Genomic DNA, 21,808 nt, shown 5'->3' with positions numbered 1-21,808 from the left:
CCCGCAGCAGTGCGGGTCGCGGCCTTCGCCGTGAACGGAGCGGAGCCGTGATCAGTACTGCGGGCGGCGGAAGTACTCGCCCGCGGCCGAGTTGGCCAGGCCGAAGAGGATCCACAGGCCCAGGCCGAGCGAGATCAGGGCGGGGATCAACGCGATCAGCAGGGGGGCGCCGCCGGACTCGTGCAGGCCGTTGAGCGTCACGATGTTGATGATCAGGCTGGCTGCGGCGAAGAAGGTCTGGAGCGAGCCGTAGATGATGCCGGAGACCCGGACGCCGCCGCGGCCCTTGCCCAGCTTGGCGGCGGTCAGGATCGGCCACAGCGAGAAGCCGACGATGACGACGCCGGCGATGACGAAGCCGATGCTGAGGGCGGCGGCCGCGTCGCTCGACGAGGAGCTGCTGGAGTCGGTGAACTCGGAGGCGAACACGGCCCCGAGGACGATGACGACCACACCGGCGAGGGCCTGGAGACTCCCGAGGATCCAGAGGATGACCCGCGCCCCCTTGACCCCACCGGGCATCGGCATCGGCGAGCCCGGGTAGCCGGGGACGCCCGCGTAGGCCTGCTGCGGGTAGGCGTAGCCGCCCTGGGCCGGGATGCCCTGGGGTGCCTGCGGGGGGTAGCCGTAGGCGGGCTGGCCGCCCTGCGGCTGCTGCGCGTACGGGTTGTTCGGGTCGCCGAAACTCATGTGGGGTGTTCCTCCGTGGAAGTGCGGGGACGCACGGCACGCACGGAGGAGTCGCTGCAAGACGTGCGGCCCGCCCCCCGGCACTGCCCGCGGCACTACTTTCCCCGCATCGTCGTCGGGCCGGACCGGGCTTGTCCAGCCGGGACGCCGTCCGCCCGGCACTTGTTGTGCAAGTGCAACGAAGCCGGAACGAAGCCGGACAGGTCGTACGGGGCCCGCGACTGGATCCGCGACCGCTCCATCCGGGAGGATGGGTCCATGACTGCCCAGATTCTCGACGGCAAGGCCACCGCAGCCGCGATCAAGTCCGAACTGACCGCCCGCGTGGCGGCGCTCAAGGCCCGGGGCATCACCCCGGGCCTCGGCACCCTGCTGGTCGGCGACGACCCGGGCAGCCGCTGGTACGTCAACGGCAAGCACAAGGACTGCGCCGAGGTCGGCATCGCCTCCCTGCAGCGCGAACTGCCCGCGACGGCCTCCCAGGAGGACATCGAGGAGGTCGTGCGCGAGCTGAACGCCAACCCGGAGTGCACCGGCTACATCGTGCAGCTCCCGCTTCCCAAGGGCATCGACACGAACCGCGTCCTGGAGCTCATGGACCCGGCGAAGGACGCCGACGGCCTGCACCCGATGTCACTCGGCAGGCTGGTCCTGAACGAGCCGGGCCCGCTGCCCTGCACCCCGTACGGGATCGTCCAGCTGCTGCGCCACCACGGCGTCGAGATCAACGGCGCGCACGTGGTCGTCCTCGGCCGCGGGATCACCGTCGGCCGGTCCATCGGCCTGCTGCTCACCCGCAAGTCCGAGAACGCGACCGTGACCCTGTGCCACACCGGTACCCGCGACCTCTCCGGACTGCTGCGCCAGGCGGACATCGTCGTGGCGGCGGCCGGCGTGCCGCACCTGGTCAAGCCGGAGGACGTGAAGCCGGGCGCGGCCGTGCTCGACGTCGGCGTCAGCCGCGACGAGAACGGCAAGATCGTCGGGGACGTGCACCCCGGGGTCGCGGAGGTGGCCGGCTGGATCTCCCCGAACCCCGGCGGCGTCGGCCCGATGACCCGCGCGCAGCTGCTCGTCAACGTGGTCGAGGCGGCCGAGCGGGCGGTTCCCCGTGCCGGCTGAAGGCGAGCAGGCCGAGCGGGCGCGGGCCGAGCGCGGGCAGGCCGAGCGCGAGCCCGCGCCCGCGGACGTCGAGGAGTCGGAAGGGTCCAGGTCCCGCCGCTTCCCCTCCGTCACCCGGGACACCGCGCGTCCCGAGGGCGGCGGCCGGGCCGCGCCCGGCGACGCCCCGGCACCGGCCCGGCAGTGGCCGATGCTGGCCGTCCTCGCGGCGACGGCGGCCGGACTGCTGCTCACCGCGATGGGCCATCCGCGCGGCGGCTGTCTGCTGATCGGCATCGCGCTGATCGCGGGTTCCGTGATGCGCCGGCTGCTGCCCTCCGTGGGCATGCTCGCGGTGCGCTCCCGCTTCACGGACATGGTCACGTACGGCCTGCTGGGCGTGGCGATCGTGCTGCTCGCGGTGGTCATGGAACCCGACCCGTGGCTGAACATCCCCTTCTTGGAGACAGCGGTCCGTTTCACGGTCCGCTGAGCCCGCAGCCCCCCAGGGTCGGATAGCGTCTCTGATCAGTTGCCTGAACCCATGTCGGACGTGGTGTCCGGTGTGGGTTCTTCCCATCGTGGAGGGGTGGCGTGGGTGTGCAGGTGGAAGCCTGCGCCCAGTGCTGCTCCCCGCGGCCGGTGTCGGCCGGTGGTGGGTGTGCTGATCGTGGTCGCGTTCTGGTTCCGGTGGGCTGCGTGGGGCAGCCGGGTCCGGCCCGTTGGTGCGTGTCCCTCCGGACGCTTGCCCGCCGGCCCCGAAGGGCCCGCGAGGGAGGGTGCCCTGCGTCGCCTGGGCGCGGGGCGTGTGGTTGACGGCCGGGTGGGTCCGGTCTTGGACCGGTCCTGCCGGCTGGTCTTGGCCGTGGGTGTGATCACGGCGCGGGTTTCGAGGGTGTCCACGATCGTGCGGATGGCCATGGCACCTGTGGTGCGGTCGGTGACGGTCTTGGTCTGGTGGGTGAGGCCGCGTGCGGCGATGCGTTGCCACGCGCCGGCGTCGCGGTCGCCCTGGTATCCACAGGACGGGCAGATGGCCCATTTCCATCCCGGGGTGGTGGGCCGGTCCGGGGCCTTGCGGTGCCGCAGTGGGAGAAGACAGCGCGGGCAGTGCTTGGAGGTGTTCCTCGCGGGCACGGAGACGACGGCGATGCCCGTCTCAGAGGCGAGGTGCCGCATCCGGTCGACGATCTGCCCGCGCACCGTCTGGGAGAGGCGGGTGTTCATCGTGCGGCCCATGCCTCGGGCTTCCATCGAGCGGAGGTCTTCGACGTAGATGATGGTCGCTCCGGCGGCGATGGCCTGATCGATGGCCCAGCGTGCGGCGGCCCGGGCGAGCGCATCGTTGAGGTTCGACCGCCGGGCACTGACGCGCCGGATCTCCTCGGTCAGCACCGCGTGCTTGGCTGTCAGGGGGTGTCCGGTGCCGCAGCCGGTAAGCCTCGCGTAGTGGTCTGCTTTCGCGTGCAGGTGCTCCGACAGGCGCCGCAGCCGGTGCTGCTTGGCCAGGACCCCTGCGGCGCGGAACATGGCACCGGCGCCGAGGGCGGTGATCCGCCCGTCATCGTGCAGCCGGGCGGATCCGGCGGACAGCAGGGTGTTCAGGCCCCAGTCCACACCGAGCGCGACCGCATGTCCGGCCGGCCGGGCCTTGGGAACGGCATGGGTATAGGCGAGATCGGCCCGCACCCGTCCCTGGTGGATGCGCAGGGTGGGCAGGTGCAGTACCGCGCCGGCGGGGATCGTAGACGGCAGCGTGATCGGGCAGGCGACCCATGTCCAGTCCTTGTACGACTGGGGGTCGGGCCGGGTGGGGAGCTGCAAGCGGAGCAGGGCACGTCCTGGTTCATTCGCCCGCTCGATGGTGGCCTGCTGCCCGTCGCATGCCGACAGCAGCAGCATCCGGCCCGTGTGGGGTGCGGTTTCCAGCTCGAACACACTCGCCGGGAGGCGGCCGTGCTCACGGAGGAACGCGGCTATCTGCCGGGTGCGGGAGTTGATCACACTGGACGGCAGATGGAGTCCGCCCGCCACCGCCCCACGCACCGAGTCCCACTCGTCGGGCGTCCGCTTGCCGGGGTCGGTGGGCCAGGACACGAGCACCCCGGCAGTCAGATCTGCCCGCCACTTCACCGACCGCAACGTACGCCCGGCCTGCTCCTGAGCCATGCGGACGATCCGGTCATTGACCTTCACGCCTTCGGCCGGGGCGACAGTCCAGCCCAGGCGACGCAACGCCATCCACGCGTTCGACGGTAGCCGCCTGCCCCCGGCGTCCTGTCCGGAGGCAAGCGCGTCCACATCACCGGCGCTCCAGTGGAGGGACGTCAGCTCAGCTGCCATGGCGGACACCAAGTCCACGGCCCAGCCGACCCGGTCTGCCAGTGCAGCGGCAGACAGGATGTGGCCGCTCTTCTCATCCACCCCGGACCGAAGCAGGCCACGAGCACAGGCGGTCCAGGTGGTCTGCCCCTCGGCGAGCGGCACCTTCCGAGTCAACGTCCACACCCCTCCGTCCGGTGCTGTCATCCGATCAACGACATCCCGCACGAAAGGTCACCCTTTCGAACCACGAACTCCCGTCGGGCACTGACCCGAGACGGACATTGAATAGGGGAACCTGGCAGCGGATGTCTCTTCGCGGCAACCTCCGAGGATGCCCGGCCTTCAGGCCGGGTAGGGTGCGTGTTGCGCGTTGTGAGGACCAGGCGCGCGCAACGTGCCGAGCGAGAACCAGGCCGGCGCGACACCTTTCAAAACTTCATGCAACCGGGCTGGTTTCAACCTGGCTGGTGTTGATCGTGGAAGAGCCGGTTGCTCGCTGGGTGACCGAGCGGCGTGAGCCGGGAATCCCCCTGCTTCGGCGGGGGGAGGATTTCAAGTCAAGATCCACTAGGCCGGGGCAGGGACGCCCCCACCGTCAGCTGTCTAACGGAGAAGGTCATGACCCGCACTCCCGTGAATGTCACCGTCACCGGCGCCGCCGGCCAGATCGGCTACGCGCTGCTCTTCCGCATCGCTTCCGGTCACCTGCTCGGCGCGGACGTGCCGGTCAAGCTCCGACTTCTGGAGATCCCTCAGGGCATGAAGGCCGCCGAGGGCACCGCCATGGAGCTCGACGACTGCGCCTTCCCGCTGCTCGCCGGCATCGACATCTTCGACGACCCGAACAAGGGCTTCGAGGGTGCCAACGTCGCGCTGCTGGTCGGCGCCCGCCCGCGCACCAAGGGCATGGAGCGCGGTGACCTGCTCTCCGCCAACGGCGGCATCTTCAAGCCGCAGGGCGCCGCGATCAACGCGAACGCCGCGGACGACATCAAGGTCCTGGTCGTGGGCAACCCGGCCAACACCAACGCGCTCATCGCGCAGGCCGCCGCCCCGGACGTACCGGCCGAGCGCTTCACCGCGATGACCCGCCTGGACCACAACCGCGCGATCTCGCAGCTGGCCGCCAAGACCGGCGCCGCCGTCTCCGACATCAAGCGCCTGACCATCTGGGGCAACCACTCGGCGACCCAGTACCCGGACATCTTCCACGCGGAGATCGCCGGCAAGAACGCGGCCGAACTGGTCAACGACCAGGCCTGGCTGTCGGACGACTTCATCCCGACCGTCGCCAAGCGCGGCGCGGCGATCATCGAGGCCCGCGGCGCGTCCTCGGCCGCCTCGGCCGCCAACGCCGCCATCGACCACGTGCACACGTGGGTCAACGGCACCGCGGCGGGCGACTGGACCTCCATGGGCATCCCGTCGGACGGCTCCTACGGCGTCCCGAAGGGCATCATCTCCTCCTTCCCGGTCACCACCAAGGACGGCCGCTACGAGATCGTCCAGGGCCTGGACATCAACGAGTTCTCCCGTGCGCGCATCGACGCGTCCGTGGCGGAGCTCGTCGAGGAGCGCGACGCGGTGCGCGAGCTCGGCCTGATCTGATCGTTCTCGTACGGCCCGGCCGCGCAGGCCCCCGTACGAGCGGGTACGAACCCGTACGCACCCGTGTGAACACCGAAACGCCCCGGCCAAACCTGGCCGGGGCGTTTGGCGTGAATCTTTCTGTCGCCGCTTGGAGGGGAACCCTAGGGTCGGTCGGTGACCGAGAACCCGATTCCCCGTCAGTCCAGCGGCAGTTGGCCCGGTCCCTCCGCGGGCCGCCCCCCGGTTCACCCCTCCCTCAGCGAGGCCGGCCGCTTCCTGTGCGCGGGTACGTACCTCGACGCCGGGTACCGCGACCGGGTCATCGACGAGCTGTACGTCCACGAGGAACGGATCGTCGCACCCTCCTACGGCTACGACGCCTCCCGGGTCCTCGCCCACGCGCTCCGCGCCCGCCGCGCCGAACTCGGCTGGGCCGCGGGGGTCCTCGGGGCCTGGTTCGTCGGCTCCCTGCTCACGGGCGGCGCCCTCGCCGCGCTGATCGTCCCCTTCCTGCTGCTGAGCCTCGCCGACTGGCTGCGGGCCCGGACCGTCCCGGCCCTGCGCGTGCTCTCCGTGGTCGTGCGGATCTACGCCTGGTGGGTCCTGGTCTTCGTCCTGTTCGCCCTCGGCATCGGCGGGTTCGCGCTGTTCAGCCTCCTGGACGGGCTGGGAGGCGGCGGCCTGCCGTTCGTCCCGACGGGCGGGGACTTCGCGGCCACCGCCGTCCTGTGGTGGCTCCCGGCGGTCTTCGCCGGGGTGGTCACCGTCGTGGGGCTCCAGCGCGGACACGTCTACCGGACCATCGCCACCGACCTCGCGGACCGCCGCTACGCCGACCACGCGAACGACCCCGCCGAAGCCGCCGAGGGGGCCCGCTTCCAGCGCGTGCGCCAGCGGGTCCGGGCCGAGCAGCACGCTCCGATGATCATGTACGACGTCAACGATCCGTTCTGCGGGGCGGGTGATCCCTTCCGGCCCTGGCAGCTGTCCGTGGAACTGCGCCCGCGCGAGGACCTCGGCCCCGACCGCAAGCCCGTCGCGGTCACCAACGCCCACATCCTGGCCCGGGTCGTGCCGCTGCTGGAAGGCCTGCGCGTGCCCTCCCCGCACGGCTCCCCGGAGCAGGCCGCCGCCGTGGGCGACCGGATGCGCGAACTGGTCCTGGACGAGTGCGTGTTCCTGCCCGCGGGCGGACTGCCGCACCGGGACACCGCGCAGGTCGTGCACGGGCAGTTCGGCGAGCAGCGGGCCGCCGCCATCGAGGAGGGCGGCGAGCGCCGCCGGCACTTCCTGCGCGTGCGGGTGGGCGGCTGGGACGAGAACCTCGTCGTCACCGTCTTCGTACGGGTCCACACGCAGGGCGGGATGATGATGCTGGAGGTGGCCCCGCACGTGCTGCTGCCCGTGCGGACCGACTTCCACAACGCCGACGCGGACGCCCAGCGCTACCGCAACAACAACGCCTTCGGCAAGGCCGTCTGGGCCCTGCGCCACACCCCCGGCTCCCTCGCGGGCTCGGTGGCCACGCTGGGCCGCGGCCTGGCGAGCTGGTGGCGGATCGTCACCGGCGGCCACGGCGGGGCCCGGCCCGAGGGGCCGCGGGTCTCGGTGCGCGAGCTGGCCTCGCAGGACAACGGCTCGCTGTTCCACCTGATGGACCTCGACCGCTTCCTGAAGACCATCCAGGACCGGGTCGTCGGGGGCGTCGTCCTCGCGCTGCACGAAGCGGGCTGGCACACGGAGGAGTTCGCGCAGCGCGCGGTCAACGTCGCCGAGGGCGGGGTGTTCATCCAGTCGGTGAACCACAGCGCCTTCAGCGTCGGCGGCGGCAACAACACCAACAGCACCAAGATCAAGAGGAGTACCGGTGGCAACTGAAGACGGCGTTACGGGTACGGGCGCGGGTACGGGCGCGGCCGGGCGGGAGCCCGCGGTCAGCATCGGCCGGGTCACCGACAGCGCGTTCAGCATCGGCGGCGGCGACAACACCAACACCGTGCACCACGGGGGAGCGGGGGAGGACACCGTCGGGCCGCAGGTCCTCCTCGACGCCGTACTGGAGCTGCGCGCGGCCCTCGTACGGCTGCCGCGCGGTGCGGACAGGGCGGCGCTCGACGCCGAACTGGACGGGGTCGCGGAGGGGCTGGAGGGCGCCGAGGAGATCCGGCCCGGCCTGGTCCCCCGGCTCCGCGGAGCCCTGGAACGCTGGGCCCCCCTCGTCGACTCGGTCAGCGCCGCCACCGCCCTGGCCGGGCTCCTGACCAGCCTGGGAGGCTGACCCGTGGCCCCTGAGCCCACCCCTCGCTGGGACCCCGCGACCCAACGCTGGGTCACGAACGACCCGGAGCCGACGCCGGGCCCGGCTCCGGGCCCGACCCCGGCTCCGACCCCGACCCCGACCCCGACCCAGGCTCCGGGCCCAGCCTCGGGCTACGACCCGGCTCCGGCTCCGGGCCCGGCCTCGGGCCACGACCCGGCCACGCCCCCGGCGCCGGGCCCCGCCTCGGGCTACGACCCGGCTCCGGCTCCGGGTCCAACTCCGGCTCCGGGCCCAGCCTCGGGCCACGCCCCGGCCCCGGTCCCCGCCCCGGCCCCGGCTCCGCCGGAGACTCCGGCGCCGGGCCCCGACCCGGCCCCCGGGCAGCACGCCGCGCCCGCTCCGGGCCCTGCCCCTGCCGCAGGCCCGGCCCCTGCCCCGGGCTATCCCCCGCTGCCCGTCCCGGGCTATCCCCCGCCGCCCGTCCCGGGCTACGCCCCGGCTCCGGGGTCCGGGCCGGGCGGATACGGCCCGGGGGCGTCGGCGCAGGATCCGCAGCCGTACCCGTACCCCGCGTATCCGTACCCGCAGCCCGGACTGCCGGAGTACCCCGAGCCGCCCCCGGCCCCCCGGCGCTGGCTGACGCCGACCACGGCGGCCGTGGCCGTGGCCGCGCTCGCGCTCGGCGCGGCCACCGTGTGGTTCGTGGCGCGGGACACCGGTGAGCAGCCCCCGCAGGCGGGACCGGCGGCCTCCAGCGTCGCGCCGAGCGACGAGGGCACGGCCGGGCCCTCGGCCACGGACACCGGCTCCCCGTCGCCGACGGCCACGGACACGGCCACGGGCAGCCCCACCCCCAGCCCGAGCGGCGGCGACCCCGCCCACGAGACCGTGCGCGACGCGAAGGGATTCACCATCGCCGTCCCCGCCGGGTGGCTCCGGGAGGAGTCCGCCGCGGGGGTCTTCTACCGCTCTCCCGACCGCGCCGCCCTGGTCCAGGTCTTCCAGGTGAGCGAGCCCGAACTGACCCCGCTCGCGGCCGTCCGGGGCGCCTCCGCCTACCTGCGCGCCCAGACCACCGGCTACCAGGAGATCAGCGTGGGCCCGGCCCCGGACGCCCCCGGGGCGGGGGAACTGGTCTACGAGTACGACAGCACGGAATCGCACGGCCGGCGCCGCGGCGTGGAACGGGTCTTCGTCGCCGAGGACGGCAAGAAGTGGGCCGTCCTGACGGCCGGCCCGGCGCCCGACTGGACGCTCATCCAGACCCACCACAGGGCCGCCCTGACCGCCTTCCGCCCCACGGGCGGCTGACGGCGGACCGCTCGGCGCACGGCTCGCATACTGGTCCGATGAGTTCGATCCCCACCCGCCACCGGTTCCGGGACCCGCGCAGCACGGCGTACGACTTCCTCGCGTCGGTCCTCGTGCGCTGTCCCCGCTGCGCGAAGGCCGCGCACGTCGTGGCAGGTCCGGAGCCGGCCGGAGCGCACGATCGGGACCACGATCGGGACCACGATCGGGATCCCTTCGCGCCCAGGCGTCTCGTCTGCCGGAACTGCGGGCTGGCGAAGGCCCGGAGCGGCGGAGGCGTGGCCCTGTACCGGGGCCGGGCCGAGCCGGCCACGGACCCGTACTTCGGAGTCCGTCTGTGGCTGCAGGCCGAGACCCGGCACGGCTGGGTGTGGGCCTACGGCCCGGAGCACCTCGACCTGATCCGGCGGTTCGTGCGGGCGCCGCTGCGCGAGGGGATTCCCTGGCACGACCACGGCCGGAAGATGACCGTGGTGGCCCGCCTGCCCGCGTGGATGCAGCGGGCGGAGAACCGGGACGAGGTGCTGCGGGCCATCGCCCGCATCCAGTCAGGGGACGGGAACCGTCACTTGTACATGCCCGGGGTGTAGTGCCCCGGGGTCAGGCGGGTGGTGACGCCGATGCGGTTCCAGACGTTGATCGCGGCGATCAGGGCGATCAATTGGGCCAGTTCCTTCTCCTCGAAGTGCTTGGCGGCCCGCTCGTAGACCGCGTCGGGGACGAAACCGTCGGTCAGGACGGTCACGGCCTCCGTCAGCTCGATCGCGGCGAGCTCCTTCTCCGTGTAGAAGTGCCGCGACTCCTCCCAGGCGGCGAGCAGCAGCAGCCGCTCCACCTCCTCGCCCGCCGCGAGGGCGTCCTTGGAGTGCATGTCGATGCAGAAGGCGCAGTGGTTGATCTGCGAGGCGCGCAGTTTGACGAGCTCGACCAGCGCCGGGTCCAGCCCCTTCGCGGCGGCCGCGTCCAGGGCCACGGCGGCCTTGTAGAACTCCGGGGCGAGCTTCGCCAGCTGCATGCGGGGGGTGTGCTCGGGCGCCTTTTCCGTGTGGGTCATGCCATCAGCCTAGGAGGTGGGCGGCCCGCCGATATGGTCCATATCCATGACAGATTCCTGGGCCACTTTCGGCGCCGACCTGCATCTGGAACCGGTCCCCGGGCGCGGTGTCCGGGCCGGGCTGACCGAGGCGCTGCGCGAGGCCGCGCGCAGCGGGCGGCTGGCCCCGGGCACCCGGCTGCCGTCCTCGCGGTCGCTCGCGGTGGACCTCGGGATCGCCCGCAACACCGTCGCCGAGGCCTACGCCGAACTCGTCGCCGAGGGCTGGCTGACCGCCCGCCGGGGCTCCGGGACCCGGGTCGCGGAGCGGGCCCGGGTGGGGGCCGGCGCCGGCCCCCACGCCGGTGTCGGCGTCAGGGGCCGGCGTCCCGCGGCGGCCGTGCCCGTACGGCGCCCCGTGCGCGCGCAGACCTCGTACAGCCTGAAGCCCGGTTCCCCGGACCTCGGCGGCTTCCCGCGCGCCGCCTGGCTCGCGGCGGCCCGGCGGGCGCTGACCGGGGCCCCGAACGAGGCCTTCGGGTACCAGGACCCGCGCGGCCGGGTGGAGCTGCGCGAAGCGCTCGCCGGGTACCTGGCGCGGGCCCGCGGGGTGTACGCGGACCCCGAACACATCGTGCTGTGCGCGGGCTTCGGCCAGGCGCTGCTGCTGCTCGCCAGGATGCTGCGGGCGCGCCGCGTCCGGGAGATCGCGGTGGAGGGGTACGGGCTGGACGTGCACCGGGACCTGCTGACCGGCGCCGGGCTGCGGACGCGGCCGCTGGCGGTGGACGGGGCGGGGGCCCGCACCACCGAGCTGGCCGGTTCGGGCGCGGGGGCGGTGCTGCTGACGCCGGCGCACCAGTTCCCCACGGGCGCCGCGCTGACGCCCGGGCGGCGGGCGGCGGCGGTGGACTGGGCCCGGTCCACGGGCGGGCTGATCCTGGAGGACGACTACGACGGCGAGTTCCGCTACGACCGCCAGCCGGTCGGCGCGCTCCAGGGACTGGACCCGGACCGGGTGGTCTACCTGGGCACGGCGAGCAAGTCCCTGGCTCCGGGGCTGCGCATGGGCTGGATGGTGCTGCCCGGACCGCTGACGGAGGAGGCGCTCGCGGTGAAGGACCACACCGACTGGAGCTCCAGCGCCCTGGACCAGCTGACGCTCGCGGAGTTCATCCGGTCGGGGGCGTACGACCGGCACGTGCGGGAGATGCGGCTGCGGTACCGGAAGCGGCGCGACGAGCTGGTGGCGGCCGTCGGGGACCGTGCGGAGGTTTCCGGCATCGCGGCGGGGCTGCACGCGGTGCTGGACCTTCCGGCGGGCGGGGAACGGGCGGCCCTGCGGTCGGCCGCCTGGCAGGACCTGGGGCTGCTGCCGCTGTCCTTCTTCCGGCACCCGGCGGCGGTCATGCCCGCGCGCGAGGCCCTGGTCGTCGGCTTCGGGACGCCGTCCCAGAGCGCGTGGGCGCCGACGCTGGCCGCGCTGGTCGCGGCCCTGCCGTGAGGGGCCCTGCGGGGCTGTCCCCGCCGACAGCTGCCGCTGCGCGGGGCGAAGTCCCCTACCCGCCCTTCGCCCGTTCCCCGGGCTCTGCCCGGACCCGTCCTGGGGCTCCGCCCCACACCCCGGTCCTCAAGCGCCGGACGGCTGAAAGACCACACCCCGGTCCTCAAGCGCCGGACGGCTGAGATGGCCCGGCCGTGCTCAGGGAGTCGGCTCCGCCGGGGGTTCGCCGAAGCGGGCCAGGGCCAGGGCTCCGGCCACGGCGATCAGGAAGCCCGCCACCGCCAGCCAGGTCAGGCCCTCGCGGGTGCGGTCGCCCAGCCAGGCCACGCCCACCACCGCCGGGCCGATCGTCTCGCCCAGCACCAGTCCGGCGGTCGCCGCCGTCACCGAGCCGCGCTGGAGCGCCGAGGTGAGCAGCAGGAAGGCGGAGCCGCCGCCGAGCAGCAGCGCGTAGAACGCCGGGTTCGACAGGGCGGAGAGCGAGATGTCGTCGATGAGGCGGACGGCCACCTCCACCACCCCGAAGCCCGTCCCGGCGGCCAGGCCGAGCGTCAGCGCCCGGCTGCGGTCCGGCAGCCCGCCCGCCACGGCCCCGACGACCAGCACCAGTCCGGCCACCGCCAGCAGCCCCAGCTTCAGCGCGAGCGTGCCCTTGCCGGAGCCCTCCTCCCCGGAGGCCAGCCCGAGCATCACCAGCCCCGCGCACACCACCGCGACCGCGCCCCACTCCGTCCCGCTCAGCCGCACCTTCAGCAGCCGCGCCGCGACCACCGCGGTCACCGCGAGGCTGGCGGCGAGGGCCGCGCCCACCGCGTAGATCGGGATGTGACGCAGGGCGATGATCTGGAGGACGAAGCCGATCCCGTCCAGGCAGAGTCCGGCGAGATAGCGCCACTGGCGCAGCGCCCGCAGGAAGAGCGCGGTGTCCACCCCCGAACCCGTCCCCGGCACCGTCGCCCGCGTCGCCACGGCCTGCAGGACCGACGCCGTGCCGAAGCAGACCGCCGCACCGAGCGCGCAAATCATCCCAATGAGCACGAACCGACTCTAGGTCACGGATCCCACGTCGGCCGGATTCCGTCGGCCGGGGCGGCCGTTCTAGTCTGTGGGCAGCCGGCCACCCCAGGGGGAGCGAACAGTCCATGGACAGCAGCAGCAGTAGTAGTAGCAGCACCGACACCACGCGCACCCAACGCCGCATGCGCTCCGGCACCGTCGCCCTCGGCGGCATGGGCCTGCTCGCCGCGGCCCTGGTGGCGTGCGGAAGCAGCAGCGAGCCCGACAAGCGCTGCGCGGACCGCGCCACCCTGGAGAAGCTGAACTCCAAGGAGTGCAAGAGCGGCGGCCGCGGCGCCTACTACTACGGCGGCAGCGTCGCGAAGAACAGGGTCAGCGGCGGCAGCTTCGACAAGTCCGCCGTCACCCGCGGCGGCATCGGCGGCAGCCACAAGAGCTCCTCGGGCGGCTGATCCAGCGTGCAGCGCCACACCATCGAGCCCCGCCCCGACTGGCAGAAGACCGTCGAGGAACAGGGGCTGATCTACCCCCTGACCCGCTACCCCGACGACTCCCTGCGCCCCTACTGGGACGAGAGCGCGTACTACTCCTTCACCCTCCCCGAGGTCGAGGCGCTGGAGAACGTCGTCGAGGAGCTGCACGCCATGTGCCTGGCCGCGGCCCAGCACATAGTCGACCACGACCGCTTCGCCGACCTCGGCATCACCGACCCGAAGCTCGCCGCGCTGATCGCCGAGTCCTGGCGGCGCCGCGCCGAACAGCCCTCGCTCTACGGCCGCTTCGACCTGCGCTACGACGGCACCGGCGGCCCCGCCAAGATGCTGGAGTACAACGCGGACACCCCCACCTCCCTCGTGGAGGCGGCCAGTCCGCAGTGGTTCTGGATGGAGGAGCGCTTCCCCGGCGCCGACCAGTGGAACTCCCTCCACGAGCGGCTCGTCGAGGCCTGGCGCCGTCAGGCGGAGCTGCTGCCGCCCGGCCCGGTGCACTTCGCGCACTCCGAGACCGACGAGCTCGGCGAGGACCTGATGACGGTCGCCTACCTCCAGGAGACCGCCGAGCAGGCCGGCATCGAGACCCGGGAGCTGTCGGTGGAGCGGATCGGCTGGGACAGCCTGTCCGGCCGGTTCGTGGACGAGAAGCTCGGCTTCATCCGCGCGATCTTCAAGCTCTACCCGTGGGAGTGGCTGGCCACCGACGAGTTCGCCCCGCAGGTCCTCGGGACGTACGACCACGGCGGCGGCTCCGGCACCACCGCCTGGATCGAGCCGCTGTGGAAGATGCTGCTCTCCAACAAGGCGCTGCTGGCGGTCCTGTGGGAGCTCTTCCCGGAGCACCCCAACCTGCTGCCCGCCTACCTGGACGGCCCGCGCGAGCTCGCCACGACCACCGGCTACGCGGCGAAGCCGCTGCTGGGGCGCGAGGGCGCGGGCGTCACCCTGCACCCGGTCGGTGGCGAGCCGTTCGCACCGGAGGAGGACGAGACGTACGTCTTCCAGGGCCTCGCCCCGCTGCCCGACTTCGACGGCAACCGGGTGGTGCTCGGCACGTGGGTCGTCGAGGACGAGTCGGCGGGCCTCGGCATCCGCGAATCGGCGGGGCCGGTCACGGACGAGTACGCCCGCTTCCTGCCCCACGTCATCCTCTAGGGCGTCAGCAGGGCGTCAGGCGCCGAGGACCGACCTGAGCTGGTCCAGCCCCCAGTCCAGGTCCTCCTTGGAGATCACCAGCGGCGGCGCGATCCGGATCGTCGATCCGTGGGTGTCCTTGACGAGCACCCCGAGCCCCATCAGCTTCTCGGAGATCTCCCGGCCGGTGCCGCGCGCCGGGTCGATGTCCACGCCCGCCCACAGCCCGCGGCCCCGTACGGCGGTCACGGCGCCGCCGCCGACCAGCAGGTTCAGCTCCCGGTGCAGGTGATCGCCGAGCTCAGTGGCGCGCTGCTGGTACTCGCCGGTGTTCAGCATCGCGATGACCTCCAGGGCGACGGCGCAGGCCAGCGGGTTGCCGCCGAAGGTGGAGCCGTGCTCGCCCGGCTTGAACACGCCGAGCACGTCGCGGTCGGCCACCACCGCCGACACCGGCACGACCCCGCCGCCCAGCGCCTTGCCGAGGATGTACACGTCGGGGACGACGTCCTCGTGCTCGCACGCGAAGGTCTTGCCGGTGCGGCCCAGGCCCGACTGGATCTCGTCGGCCATGAACAGGACGTTCCGCTCGCGCGTCAGTTCCCGTACGCCCCGCAGGTACCCGGCCGGCGGTACGAGCACGCCGGCCTCGCCCTGGATCGGCTCCAGGAGCACGGCGACGGTGTTGGAGGTGACGGCGGCGGCGAGCGCGGTGAGGTCCCCGTACGGGACGATCTCGAAGCCGGGGGTGTACGGGCCGAAGTGGTCGCGGGCCTCGTGGTCGGTGGAGAACGACACGATGGTCGTGGTCCGGCCGTGGAAGTTGTCGGCCGCCACCACGATCTTGGCGTGGCCGTCGGGGACGCCCTTGACCTCGTACCCCCACTTGCGGGCGGTCTTCACCGCCGTCTCCACGGCCTCCGCGCCGGTGTTCATCGGCAGCACCGCTTCCTTGCCGCACAGCGCCGCGAGCTCGGTACAGAAGTCCGCGAAGCGGTCGTGGTGGAAGGCCCGGGAGGTCAGGGTGACCCGCTCCAGCTGGGCGCGGGCCGCGTCGAGCAGCCGGCGGTTGCCGTGGCCGAAGTTCAGGGCGGAGTAGCCCGCGAGCATGTCGAGGTAGCGGCGGCCCTCCACGTCGGTCATCCACGCGCCCTCGGCGGTGGCGACGACGACGGGCAGGGGGTGGTAGTTGTGCGCGCTGTGCGCGTCGGCGGAGCGGATGGCATCAGCAGTTGTCGACACGGGGTCTCCGATCGTCCGTCAAGCCGGTGACGAGGGTGGCGTCACCCTCCATCCTCGCTCGCATCGCGGACGGAGAAACCTTTCTGGCGGCGTGCCCGCTAAGGTGTCGGACACGCACGGCGACTGGCGCACGGAGAACCAACTCCGGGGGAGCCGTGCGCGCACGACCGCATACAGGGCCGCTCGCCTGGGCCTCGCGGGGACGAGATCCGACATCGACCCCGGAGGAACCGCCATGAGCGCGAACCACCACCCGTACCGCCACCCCGCCCTGCTCGCGACCGACCCCGAGCTGGCGTCCTTCGTCGCCGCCGAGGAAACCCTCCAGGCGGAGACCCTCCGCCTCATCCCGAGCGAGAACTACGTGTCCTCGGCCGTGCTGGAGGCCTCCGGCACGGTGCTGCAGAACAAGTACAGCGAGGGCTACCCGGGCCGCCGCTACTACGAGGGCCAGCAGAACATCGACCGCATCGAGGCGCTGGCCGTCGAGCGGGCGAAGGGCCTCTTCGGCGTCGACCACGCCAACGTGCAGCCGTACTCCGGCTCGCCCGCCAACCTCGCCGTGTACCTGGCCTTCGCCAAGCCCGGCGACACGGTGATGGGCATGGCGCTGCCGATGGGCGGGCACCTGACGCACGGCTGGGGGGTATCGGCGACGGGCTCCTGGTTCCGGGGCGTGCAGTACGGGGTCCAGGCGGAGACCGGGCTCATCGACTACGACGCCGTACGGGACCTCGCGCTGGCGGAGCGGCCCAAGCTGATCTTCTGCGGCGGTACGGCGCTGCCCCGCACGATCGACTTCGAGGCCTTCGCCTCGATCGCGAAGGAGGCGGGCTCGGTGCTCGTCGCCGACGTGGCGCACATCGCCGGCCTGATCGCGGGCGGGGCGCACCCCTCCCCGGCGGGTCACGTGGACGTGATCTCGACGACCACCCACAAGACCCTGCGCGGCCCGCGCGGCGCGATGCTGATGTGCCGCGAGGAGCACGCGAAGGCCATCGACAAGGCGGTCTTCCCCGGCCTCCAGGGCGGCCCGCACAACCAGACGACGGCCGGTATCGCGGTCGCGCTCCACGAGGCGGCGCAGCCCTCGTTCGTGTCGTACGCGCACGCGGTCGTGGCCAACGCGAAGGCGCTGGCCGCCGCGCTGCTGGAGCGGGGCTTCGACCTGGTCTCGGGCGGTACGGACAACCACCTGATCCTGATCGACCTCACGGGGAAGTCGGTGTCCGGGAAGATCGCGGCGAAGGCGCTGGACCGGGCGGGGATCGTCGTGAACTACAACACGGTGCCGTTCGACCCGCGCAAGCCGTTCGACCCGTCGGGGATCCGGATCGGCACGCCGTCGCTGACCTCGCGGGGGCTCGGCGTCGAGCACATGCCGGTGGTCGCCGACTGGATCTCGGACGCGGTCTCGGCGGCCGCCAGGGGTGACGAGGCCGCGCTCGGCGCGATCCGCACGGCGGTGGCCGACCTGATGGCAGCCTTCCCGGCCCCCGGCCTGCCCGTCGCCTGACCCTCCCCGGGTGGAGGCCGGTCCCTGCGGGGCTGTCCCCGCTGCGACCTTTGCCGCTGCGCGGGGCGAAGTCCCCTGCCCGCCCTTCCACCGTTCCCCGGGCTGCGCCCGGACCCCCTGGGGCTCCGCCCCAGACCCCGGTCCTCAAACGCCGGACGGCTGGATTTGGCTGACGCCGGCGAAAATTCAGCCCCGCCGGCGTTTGAGGCGCGGGTGTGGGCGGCGCCCACGGAGTTCCGCGCAGCGGGGCCCGACCTCGGCTCCGACCCCGGCTCCGCGCAGCGGTGGCCGACAGGTGCCGGGAGGAGGGAAAGCGGTCGCTCGGCCGAGGCAAGATCCGGACGGGGCGCTACCGGGCGGTACCCGGGCCGGGGGCGGGCGAGGGGGGTGGGACCCGCCGGGTTCCGGCCAGTGGCGGGGCCGAGCCCGGTGTCACACCTGAGAGAATGGGGCCATGGCTTCTGATCGTCCTCGCGCGCTCTCCGGCATCCAGCCCACCTCCGGTTCGTTCCACCTCGGGAACTATCTCGGAGCCATCCGGCAGTACGTCGCCCTCCAGGAGACGCACGACGCCTTCTACATGGTCGTCGACCTGCACGCGATCACCATGCCGCAGGATCCGAAGGAGCTGCGCGCCAATACCCGGCTGTCCGCCGCGCAGCTCCTCGCCGCCGGTCTCGACCCCGAGCGCTGCACGCTCTTCATCCAGAGCCACGTGCCCGAGCACGCGCAGCTGGGCTGGGTGATGAACTGCATCACCGGTTTCGGCGAGGCCAGCCGGATGACCCAGTTCAAGGACAAGTCCGCGAAGAACGGCGCCAACAACGCCACCGTCGGCCTGTTCACGTACCCGATCCTCCAGGTCGCCGACATCCTGCTCTACCAGGCGAACTCCGTCCCCGTCGGCGAGGACCAGCGTCAGCACATCGAGCTGACCCGGGACCTGGCCGAGCGCTTCAACCAGCGCTTCGGGCAGACCTTCACCCTCCCCGCCGCGCACATCGTCAAGGAGGTCGCGAAGATCTACGACCTCCAGGACCCGGCGATCAAGATGTCGAAGTCGGCCTCCTCGCCCAAGGGCCTGATCAACCTCCTCGACGAGCCCAAGGCCACCGAGAAGAAGATCAAGAGCGCCGTGACCGACACCGAGGCCGTGGTCCGGTTCGACCCGGCCGAGAAGCCCGGCGTCAGCAATCTGCTCACGATCTACTCCACCCTCACGGGCGAGTCGATCCCCGCGCTGGAGGCCGCGTACGAGGGCAAGGGCTACGGCGCGCTCAAGACCGATCTGGCCGGCGTGATGGTCGATTTCGTCACACCCTTCAAGCAGCGCACCCAGGAGTACCTGGACGACCCGGAGACCCTGGATTCCCTGCTGGCCAAGGGTGCGGAGAAGGCCAGGGCGGTCGCCGCCGAGACTCTGGCACAGGCCTACGACCACCTCGGTTTCCTCCCCGCGAAGCACTGACGGGCACGGAAGAGAAAGAGGGCCCTGGCGATCTGGGGGGTGCTGCCGCCACACTGGGGCGGCAGCACTCGTGCGACGCACACGCGGAGCACAGGCGAAGCACAGACCACGCACAGGGACTACAGGCGGAGGAGAGCTACGTGGGGACCGTAACGCTCGGCGTTTCGATCGCGGTCCCGGAGCCGTACGGCAGCAGCCTTCAGGAGCTGCGCGCCGGCTTCGGGGACGCCGCCGCGCACGGCATTCCCACGCACGTCACCCTCGTACCGCCGACCGAGGTGGCCGCGGAGCGGCTGCCCGAGATCCGCGCCCACCTGGCCGAGGTCGCGGCCGCCGGCCGCTCCTTCGTGATGCGGCTGGCCGGCACGGGCACCTTCCGCCCCCTCTCGCCGGTCGTCTTCGTCCAGGTCGTCGAGGGCGGCCCCGGCTGCACCCGGCTGCAGGGCCAGATCCGCGACCCGCACGGGCCGCTCAGCCGGGAGCTCTCCTTCCCGTACCACCCGCACGTCACGGTCGCCCACGGGATCTCCGAGGAGGCGATGGACCTGGCGTTCGGCGCCCTCGCCGACTACGAGGCGCAGTGGCTCTGCTCCGGGTTCGCCCTCTACGAGCAGGGCTCGGACGGGGTCTGGCGCAAGCTGCGCGAATATCCGTTCGGCAACGGGGCAAGCGGTGGAGCGAGCGGCGTCCCGGCGCAGCTCGGCTCGGCGACGGACAACAGCGCGGCGGCCGCCGCGGGCGAGGCGACCGTACGCCGCTCCTGACGCAGGAACCGGAACCGGAAACCGATCCTTCGCAGGACCAGGGCGTGGAACGGCCGAGCCGTCGGGCGAAAAGTCACAATCGACGACCGTAGTCCCCAAAAGCGGCAATCCCGGCTATTTACGACAGCTCATTTACGGTGACCGTATGGACTGGCTGACGAAACTCCCGCTCATCGGGCCCCTGGTGTCCGCCCTGATGCGGACCCACCTCTGGCGTTCGTACCAGCGGCTCGACCGCGTGCACTGGAGCAGGCTCGCCGCCGCCATCACCTTCATCAGCTTCCTGGCGCTCTTCCCGCTGATCACCGTGGCCGCCGCGATCGGCGCCGGGCTGCTCACCCAGGATCAGCTCGACCGGCTCCAGAAGAACCTCGCCGAGCAGGTCCCCGGCATCTCCGACCAGCTCGACATCAACGCCCTCGTCGCGAACGCGAGCACGGTCGGCCTGATCGCCGCCGCCCTGCTCCTCTTCACCGGAATCGGCTGGATCACGTCGATGCGGGACTGCCTGCGCGCGGTGTGGGAGAAGGACGACGAGGACGAGGGCAACCCCTTCGTCCGCAAGGGCAAGGACGCGCTCGTCCTCATCGGCCTCGGCGGCGTCGGTCTCTGTTCGGCGGCCGCCTCGATCTTCGGCTCCAGCGCGGTCGGCAAGGCCGGGGACTGGCTGGGCGTACCGCGCGACGGCGCGGGCGGCGGGCTGCTGCGGGGCGGCGGCTTCCTCGTGGGCGTGGTGGCCGCCTTCCTGCTCCTGCTCTACGCCCTGACCCTGCTCCCGGGCGTCGAACCGCCCCGCCGCCGCCTGATCGAGGCGGCCCTCATCGGCGCGGCCGGCTTCGAACTGCTGAAGCTGCTGCTCAGCGGCTACATGCGGGAGGTCGCCACGAAGAGCATGTACGGGGCCTTCGGCGTGCCGATCGCGCTGCTGATCTGGATCAACCTCACGGCGAAGCTGCTGCTGTTCTGCGCGGCGTGGACCGCGAGCCGCGACGATGCCGACGGGGACGGCGTGGAGGACCCGGAGCCGGGCCGGGAGCCCGCTCCGGAGCCGGGCGGCCGCGAGGCCGCCCCGGAGCACCCCGGCTCCGCCACGCCTACGCCCGGCCGCGAGAGCGGCGGCCGCGCCCCCGCGGCCAGCGCCGGTTGACGGCGTAGGCCCCGCCGGCCACCACGGCCAGCACCCCGCCCGCCACGCCGAAGGCGGTACCGATCCCGCCGCCGGAGCCCGCGCCGGACGCGGAGGGGTTGTTCTCGTGGGACTGGGCGGGGGAGCCGTGGGAGGTGGTGTCCGCGCTCTTCGGCGGCACCAGCTCGCCCACCGGCTTGACCTTCCCGCTCGCCGCGAAGCCCCAGTCGAGCAGGTCGGCGGTCTCCTCGTACACGGAGTTGGCGCCGCCGCCGCCCGGGTTCATCACCGTGACCAGCAGCTTCTTGTTCCCCTGCTGGGCCGCGCCGGTGAAGGTGGAGCCCGCCATCGTGGTGTTGCCGTTCTTCACCCCGGCGATGCCCTTGTACGGGGAGAGGCCGCCGGCGCCGGTCATCAGCCGGTTGGTGTTCTGGATCTCGAAGGTCTCGCGCGGCTTCCCCGCCTCCTGCCGGCCGGGGAACTTCGCGCTGGCCGTGCCGCAGTACTCCCGGAAGTCCTGCTTCTGCAGGCCGGAGCGGGCGATGAGGGTGAGGTCGTAGGCGCTGGAGACCTGGCCCGGAGCGTCGTACCCGTCCGGGGACACCACGTGCGTGTCCAGGGCCTGGAGCTCCTCGGCGTGCGCCTGCATGTCCTTGACGGTCTTCTCGACGCCGCCGTTCATGGCCGAAAGCACGTGCACGGCGTCGTTCCCGGAGCGCAGGAACACCCCGAGCCACAGGTCGTGGACGCTGTACTCGGCGTCCTCCTTGATGCCCACGAGGCTGGAGCCGGCGCCGACCCCGTCGAGCTCCTGGTCGGTGACCTTGTGGACCTGGTCCTTGGGCAGACCCGGCAGCACGGTGTCGGCGAAGAGCATCTTCATGGTCGAGGCCGGGGGGAGCCGCCAGTGCGCGTTGTGCGCGGCGAGGATCTCGCCGGTCTCGGCGTCGGCCACGATCCACGAACGGCCCGTCAGGCTGGTCGGCAGCGCGGGCGCGCCGGGCAGCAGGTTGACCTGCGTGCCGGGCTGTCCGAGCGCCGAGCCGCCGACCGTGGACATGGAGGCGGGCGGCGCCGGCGCCTTGGCCGGCTGCCCCTTCCCGTCCACCGGTGGCGTCGGAGTCGGTACGGCGTGCGCGGGCGGGGCCAGCAGAGCCGGGACGAGCAGGGCGGGCAGCGCGGCGGAAAGGACCGTCAACGCGGTCTTCTTGGCAGACACGCAGGTGAAAGTAC

General features: G+C 72.6%; 20 protein-coding genes and 1 riboswitch. Of the genes, 14 read left to right on the top strand and 6 right to left on the bottom strand.

Going from position 1 to position 21,808, the window contains the following annotated elements:
• Window positions 1–51: 51 nt before the first annotated feature.
• Complete coding sequence (locus tag OG730_RS16780; RefSeq protein ID WP_327305015.1) at window positions 52–690, bottom strand: hypothetical protein; 639 nt, start codon at window positions 688–690, stop codon at window positions 52–54.
• A gap of 258 nt (window positions 691–948) precedes the next feature.
• Here OG730_RS16780 and OG730_RS16775 point away from each other — a divergent pair, with 258 nt between their 5' ends.
• Together OG730_RS16775 and OG730_RS16770 are read left to right on the top strand one after the other, a co-directional pair.
• Window positions 949–1,812 carry a bifunctional methylenetetrahydrofolate dehydrogenase/methenyltetrahydrofolate cyclohydrolase gene (locus OG730_RS16775; protein ID WP_327305014.1) on the top strand — a complete coding sequence of 288 codons (864 nt, stop codon included), beginning with the start codon at window positions 949–951 and terminating at the stop codon, window positions 1,810–1,812.
• Window positions 1,802–2,284 (top strand): DUF3017 domain-containing protein, encoded by a 483-nt coding sequence (locus OG730_RS16770; protein ID WP_327305013.1) that lies wholly within the window; start codon window positions 1,802–1,804, stop codon window positions 2,282–2,284. The genes OG730_RS16775 and OG730_RS16770 overlap by 11 nt, the downstream gene beginning before the upstream one ends.
• A 35-nt stretch (window positions 2,285–2,319) precedes the next feature.
• Here OG730_RS16770 and OG730_RS16765 read toward each other — a convergent pair whose 3' ends face one another.
• Window positions 2,320–4,134 (bottom strand): zinc ribbon domain-containing protein, encoded by a 1,815-nt coding sequence (locus OG730_RS16765; protein WP_327305012.1) that lies wholly within the window; start codon window positions 4,132–4,134, stop codon window positions 2,320–2,322.
• 600 nt (window positions 4,135–4,734) lie between these two features.
• On the opposite strand from OG730_RS16765, the gene OG730_RS16760 reads away from it, so the two are divergent.
• The 5 genes from OG730_RS16760 to OG730_RS16740 all read left to right on the top strand — a co-directional run bounded on the left by OG730_RS16760 (window position 4,735) and on the right by OG730_RS16740 (window position 9,867).
• Window positions 4,735–5,724: a malate dehydrogenase gene (locus OG730_RS16760; protein ID WP_327305011.1), complete on the top strand. Its 990-nt coding sequence runs from the start codon at window positions 4,735–4,737 to the stop codon at window positions 5,722–5,724.
• Window positions 5,725–5,880: 156 nt separating this feature from the next.
• Window positions 5,881–7,584 carry an AbeC-like domain-containing protein gene (locus tag OG730_RS16755; protein WP_327305010.1) on the top strand — a complete coding sequence of 568 codons (1,704 nt, stop codon included), beginning with the start codon at window positions 5,881–5,883 and terminating at the stop codon, window positions 7,582–7,584.
• On the top strand, window positions 7,574–7,984 hold the full coding sequence (locus tag OG730_RS16750) for a hypothetical protein (RefSeq protein WP_327305009.1): 411 nt from the start codon (window positions 7,574–7,576) through the stop codon (window positions 7,982–7,984). Before OG730_RS16755 ends, OG730_RS16750 begins: the two co-directional genes overlap by 11 nt.
• A gap of 3 nt (window positions 7,985–7,987) precedes the next feature.
• Window positions 7,988–9,277, top strand: a complete 1,290-nt coding sequence (locus OG730_RS16745) for a serine/threonine kinase C-terminal domain-containing protein (RefSeq protein WP_327305008.1) — start codon at window positions 7,988–7,990, stop codon at window positions 9,275–9,277.
• 38 nt (window positions 9,278–9,315) lie between these two features.
• On the top strand, window positions 9,316–9,867 hold the full coding sequence (locus tag OG730_RS16740; protein ID WP_327305007.1) for a hypothetical protein: 552 nt from the start codon (window positions 9,316–9,318) through the stop codon (window positions 9,865–9,867).
• Here the strand turns inward: OG730_RS16740 and OG730_RS16735 are convergent.
• Window positions 9,843–10,331 carry a carboxymuconolactone decarboxylase family protein gene (locus tag OG730_RS16735; protein WP_327305006.1) on the bottom strand — a complete coding sequence of 163 codons (489 nt, stop codon included), beginning with the start codon at window positions 10,329–10,331 and terminating at the stop codon, window positions 9,843–9,845. The two genes, OG730_RS16740 and OG730_RS16735, sit on opposite strands and share 25 nt — an antisense overlap.
• Window positions 10,332–10,377: 46 nt before the next feature.
• Between OG730_RS16735 and pdxR the strand changes: the two genes are divergently transcribed.
• Entirely contained in the window at window positions 10,378–11,814 is a 1,437-nt protein-coding gene (gene pdxR / locus OG730_RS16730) for a MocR-like pyridoxine biosynthesis transcription factor PdxR (RefSeq protein ID WP_327305005.1), read from the top strand.
• Window positions 11,815–12,012: 198 nt separating this feature from the next.
• Here pdxR and OG730_RS16725 read toward each other — a convergent pair whose 3' ends face one another.
• Window positions 12,013–12,840 carry a DMT family protein gene (locus OG730_RS16725; RefSeq protein WP_327309299.1) on the bottom strand — a complete coding sequence of 276 codons (828 nt, stop codon included), beginning with the start codon at window positions 12,838–12,840 and terminating at the stop codon, window positions 12,013–12,015.
• A gap of 116 nt (window positions 12,841–12,956) precedes the next feature.
• On the opposite strand from OG730_RS16725, the gene OG730_RS16720 reads away from it, so the two are divergent.
• A complete protein-coding gene (locus tag OG730_RS16720) occupies window positions 12,957–13,283 on the top strand; it encodes a hypothetical protein (RefSeq protein WP_327305004.1) in 327 nt (108 codons plus the stop codon).
• Between the two features lie 6 nt (window positions 13,284–13,289).
• Window positions 13,290–14,480, top strand: a complete 1,191-nt coding sequence (locus OG730_RS16715) for a glutathionylspermidine synthase family protein (protein WP_327305003.1) — start codon at window positions 13,290–13,292, stop codon at window positions 14,478–14,480.
• Window positions 14,481–14,495: 15 nt separating this feature from the next.
• Here the strand turns inward: OG730_RS16715 and rocD are convergent, their stop codons facing one another.
• Window positions 14,496–15,701, bottom strand: a complete 1,206-nt coding sequence (gene rocD, locus OG730_RS16710; protein ID WP_327305002.1) for an ornithine--oxo-acid transaminase — start codon at window positions 15,699–15,701, stop codon at window positions 14,496–14,498.
• Between the two features lie 109 nt (window positions 15,702–15,810).
• A riboswitch (ZMP/ZTP riboswitch) is annotated at window positions 15,811–15,901 on the top strand.
• 35 nt (window positions 15,902–15,936) lie between these two features.
• Between rocD and glyA the strand changes: the two genes are divergently transcribed.
• From glyA to OG730_RS16690, 4 genes are all read left to right on the top strand, one after another.
• Window positions 15,937–17,217, top strand: a complete 1,281-nt coding sequence (glyA, locus tag OG730_RS16705; protein WP_327305001.1) for a serine hydroxymethyltransferase — start codon at window positions 15,937–15,939, stop codon at window positions 17,215–17,217.
• Between the two features lie 454 nt (window positions 17,218–17,671).
• On the top strand, window positions 17,672–18,685 hold the full coding sequence (trpS, locus tag OG730_RS16700; RefSeq protein ID WP_327305000.1) for a tryptophan--tRNA ligase: 1,014 nt from the start codon (window positions 17,672–17,674) through the stop codon (window positions 18,683–18,685).
• Window positions 18,686–18,825: 140 nt separating this feature from the next.
• On the top strand, window positions 18,826–19,449 hold the full coding sequence (locus OG730_RS16695; protein ID WP_327304999.1) for a 2'-5' RNA ligase family protein: 624 nt from the start codon (window positions 18,826–18,828) through the stop codon (window positions 19,447–19,449).
• A 145-nt stretch (window positions 19,450–19,594) separates the two neighbouring features.
• Complete coding sequence (locus OG730_RS16690; RefSeq protein WP_327304998.1) at window positions 19,595–20,596, top strand: YihY/virulence factor BrkB family protein; 1,002 nt, start codon at window positions 19,595–19,597, stop codon at window positions 20,594–20,596.
• Here OG730_RS16690 and OG730_RS16685 read toward each other — a convergent pair.
• The gene (locus tag OG730_RS16685; RefSeq protein WP_327304997.1) at window positions 20,544–21,794 is read right to left on the bottom strand and encodes a D-alanyl-D-alanine carboxypeptidase family protein; all 1,251 of its coding nucleotides are present in this window, start codon (window positions 21,792–21,794) and stop codon (window positions 20,544–20,546) included. The genes OG730_RS16690 and OG730_RS16685 overlap by 53 nt on opposite strands.
• Window positions 21,795–21,808: the final 14 nt, after the last annotated feature.

The organism is Streptomyces sp. NBC_01298 (genome assembly GCF_035978755.1).
In the GTDB taxonomy this organism is placed as follows: Bacteria; Actinomycetota; Actinomycetes; order Streptomycetales; family Streptomycetaceae; genus Streptomyces.
The sequence above is the reverse complement of the archived record's forward strand: the minus strand, read 5'-3'. Positions and strand labels throughout refer to the sequence as shown.